Source organism: Cereibacter johrii (genome assembly GCF_001720585.1).
GTDB classification, from domain to species: domain Bacteria; phylum Pseudomonadota; class Alphaproteobacteria; order Rhodobacterales; family Rhodobacteraceae; genus Cereibacter_A; species Cereibacter_A johrii.
Map to the genome: position 1 here is coordinate 1 of NZ_MABH01000221.1, position 3,751 is coordinate 3,751.

2 protein-coding genes and 1 pseudogene are annotated in these 3,751 nt (G+C 73.8%); all 3 read left to right on the forward strand.

The annotated features are described in order from the left end of the window. Positions 1-636: pseudogene (locus tag A9O63_RS18420) on the forward strand (dynamin family protein); the annotation flags it as partial. Further along, positions 633-2,276: a dynamin family protein gene (locus tag A9O63_RS18425; RefSeq protein ID WP_069333222.1), complete on the forward strand. Its 1,644-nt coding sequence runs from the start codon at positions 633-635 to the stop codon at positions 2,274-2,276. The pseudogene A9O63_RS18420 and the gene A9O63_RS18425, both read left to right, overlap by 4 nt. Positions 2,277-2,290: 14 nt before the next feature. Beyond that, on the forward strand, positions 2,291-3,751 hold a 1,461-nt coding region (locus tag A9O63_RS18430; RefSeq protein ID WP_069333223.1), incomplete at its 3' end, for a dynamin family protein.

The following is a 3,751-nucleotide window of genomic DNA, read 5'->3' on the forward strand; positions in this document are numbered from 1 at the left end:
CGGCTCTGCGAGGCCCGGCTTGCGGCGCGGCTGACCGAGGCCGCGGCGGCCCTTTCCGACCGGCTCGGCCGGGCGCAGGAGCAGTTCGTCGAGGGGGCGGTGGCAGCCCTTGCCGCGCATATCGCGGCCTATGGCGACGGCGAGGGCTGGCGCTGCGATCCGACCTCGCTGCGGATGATGATCCGCTCCGCCTATCTTGCCGCGGCCAAGGCCGGGCGCGACGCGCTGGCCGACTGCACCGCCGAGGCGGCGGAGGTCTACGGGCGGATCCTCTGTGGCGATCTCACCGTGCCCGAGGGCAGCGTGGCCTTCCATCTGCCGCAGGGGCCGGTGCCGCAGGCGCCGGGCCTGATCGCGCAGGCGATCGCGCTCGACATGCAGACCGCGTGGTGGCGTCGGTTCTTCCAGCGCCGCGCCGCACCCGAAGAGCGGGCGAGCCGCTACCGCGCCCTGATCGCCGACGAGACGCGGCCCATGATCGAGGCGGTCGCCAAGGAAGAATTCACCCTCTTCTGCGATGCCCTGTCCGAGGCCGCCCGTGCCTTCTGCACGCGGCAGGCGGGGTTCGTGACGGCAGTGCTGGACGCGATGGAGCGCCCGGCGACGGATGAAACGGCGCAAAGGGGAGCGGCATGAACCTGCCTCTGGAACTGTCCGAGGTCGTGGGAGAGGCGGCGGAGGCGGCGGCGGTCCTCGCGGCGCGCCCGCGCATCCTCGTGGCGGGCGAGTTCAGCTCGGGCAAGACGAGCCTCGTGAATGCGCTTCTGGGCGAGGATCTGCTGCCCTCCTCGGTCACTTCGACGGCGCTGCCGCCGATCTGGATCCGCCACGGCGAGGGCACGCCCGACTGTCTGTTCCTCGACGGCACGGTGCAACGCTTCGCCTCGCTGGCCGAGATGCTGGCCCATCTCGAAGGCTCCGATCTCGAGCGCATTTCCCATTGCCGTCTGGCCCATCCGAGCCCGCTCCTGCGCGGGTTCGACCTGATCGACACGCCCGGCGGCTCGGATCCGGGGATGCCCGCAGCCAGCTGGGAGCGGATGGTGCCCGAGGCCGACATGGTGGTCTGGTGCTCTCCGGCGGTGCAGGCCTGGCGTCAGAGCGAGAAATCCGCCTGGGCCGCGCTGCCCGCGGCGCTCACCGCGCCGAGCCTTCTGGTCCTGTCGCAGGCCGACAAGCTCGTGCTGGACGAGGACCGGGGCAAGGTCATGCGCCGCGTCCTGCGCGAGGTCGAGGGGCTGTTCGCCGCGGTCCATATGGCCTCGTTCTTCGCCGAGGCCGATGTGGGCGCCCTGCGGCTTGCGCTGCGCGAAGCGGCGGCCGCCCTGCCGCGCCGCCGTGTTCAGGAGCCGCCGGACGATCCTGCCCGGACGCGCATCGTGCCGCGGCGCATCCGCGGCCGCTCCGCCGGGGCCGCACCGCTCCTGCTCGTCGATCCGGCGGACGTCTCTGCCCGCGAGGTCTCGCCGCCCGCGCGGCCGGACGGACATGCCGTTCCCGGTGGTTGGCTTTCCGACGATCCGGGCCCCGCTTCTCCGCTCGCTGCGGAGGAGGGGCGCGACGATCAGGAGCCGCAGGCACCGGCAGCCGTGGGCGAGGCGCACCCTCCGATGGCCTCGGACGTGCCGGCACAGGCCCGCGATGAGGAAGCGGTTGGAGGAGACGAGGGTCTCCCGGCGTCTCTCTCGCCCGCGCTGGCCTTTGGGCAGGACGACCGGCCCGTCGAGGATCCGTCGGCAGAGGTTCCCGTCCCCGATCTTTCGCGGCCGGAGGCAGGCCCGCGCGACAAGGACAGGGCGGAGGCCGACCCGGACACGCAGCCGGAACCGGCTGAGGCGTCGGACGATGGGGCCTTCCTTGCGCTTCTGCGCGAGACGATCGGAACGCCCCCGACACCGGGTCCGCTCCAGGAGGCGGCCGCCGAGGCTCGCGGGGCCGGAGCTCTGCCCAAAGAGGCCCGGACGCCCGATCAGTCGGACCCGACCATGACGCCCGATGCCGGGGAAGCCGACATCGCGGACGCCCCCGAACCGGGGCCGGACAGGCCCGCGCGGCAGGAGAGCGCCGAGCCCCGGCCGCGGGCCGGGACGCCCGCCATGATGTTCGGGCCCGCCCGGATGCTGTGGGAGCGGATCCTGCCGACGCTCGACCCGGACGATCCCGAGGCGATCCTCGACGGCGTCGATCAGCTGGTGGCCGAGCTCGACCTGACCTGGGCGCGGGCCTGCCTGCAGGCCGCCCCGCCGTCCGGCCGCCGCCGCGGCGGTCCCGCCTGAGGCGGGGGACGCGCATGGAGATCGGCGCGCTGCAACGGACGCGGATCGCGGCCCTTCGCCGGATCGTCGCGGATATCGAGGAGGCCGCAGGCCGCGAGGCCCGCGCGCCCTTCGAACGGCTGCGGCTGCGGTTCGACGGCTGGACGGCACGGGTGGCGGTGATCGGGCAGGTGAAGGCGGGCAAGTCCTCGTTCCTCAACGCCTTCATCGGGGCGCCGGGGCTTTTGCCTTCGGACGTGAACCCCTGGACCTCGGCGGTCACCAACCTGCGCATCAACCTGCCGGGCGATCCGGCCGGGGGCGCCTGCTTCCGCTTCTTCGACGAGGCCGCCTGGGAGGAGATCGTGGAGGGCGATCCGCGGGTGCGGGCGCTCGCCGAGGAGATGCTGCCCGGCTTCGACAGCGGTCTCCTGCTGCGGCAGGCGCAGGAAATGAAGGCCCGCGCGCAGGCCCGGCTCGGGCCCGCCTACGGGGGGCTCCTCGGCCGCGCGCACCGCTACGACAGCGTGACGCCCGAGCTGCTGCAGGCCTATGTCTGCGCGGGGCCGGGCGCCGATGCGGGGCTCGAGGACAGCGGCCTCGGCCTCTATTCCGCCATCACCCGCGAGGCGGACCTCTATATGCATCTGCCAGAGTTCGCCGTGCCCGTGGTGCTGACCGACACGCCCGGCGTCAACGATCCCTTTCTGGTGCGCGACGAGGTCCCCTGCCGCAGCCTCGACCGCGCCGACATCTTCGTCATCCTCCTCTCGGCCCACCAGCCGCTGACCGAGGCCGACCTCGCGCTTCTGCGGATGCTCCCGGCCGAGCGGGCGCGGAACGTGATCCTCGTCCTCAACCGGATCGACGAGCTCGACGAGATGGATGCCGAGATCGAGCCGCTCCTGTCCGATGTGGCGGCACGGCTGCGGGCGGCGCTGCCCGCCGCCGCCGCGATCTCGATCCTGCCGGGCAGCGCCTGGCTTGCGGAGCTCGCGCTCCGCGAGGATGCGGAGGCGCGGGCCCTGCGCGCGGAAGCCGACGGCCCGGCGCTCCGCCGCTACCTGCTCGCCCGCTACGGCCGCGTGCCGGAGACCGAGGCCGGCCGGTTGCGGCTGGCCTCGGGGGGGGAGGAGGTGAAGCGCACGCTGGGCCGCCTGATCGATCTCGGCGCGGGACACCGCCAGCTCGCCGCGCTGCACGAGGAAGTGCGGGCCGAGACGGGGGCGCTCGTCGCGCTCTGCAAGCGCGAGCGCCGCTCGGTCGCGCAGCAGGTGGAATCGATGAGCGGCCCCGCCGCCGCGGGCTTCCTGACGGAGATCCGGGGCGAGATGGCCCGGCTGTCGGAGCTGCGCCGCGGGATCGAGGAGCGGCTCGCGCGGCTGACCCCCACGACCGACCGGATCCTCGCGCGCGGGGCGGCGACGCTGCGCCAGACGGTCGAGACCGCGATCCGCGCCTTCCTCGAGGAGCGGCGCTGCGAGCTGGCCGCGCGC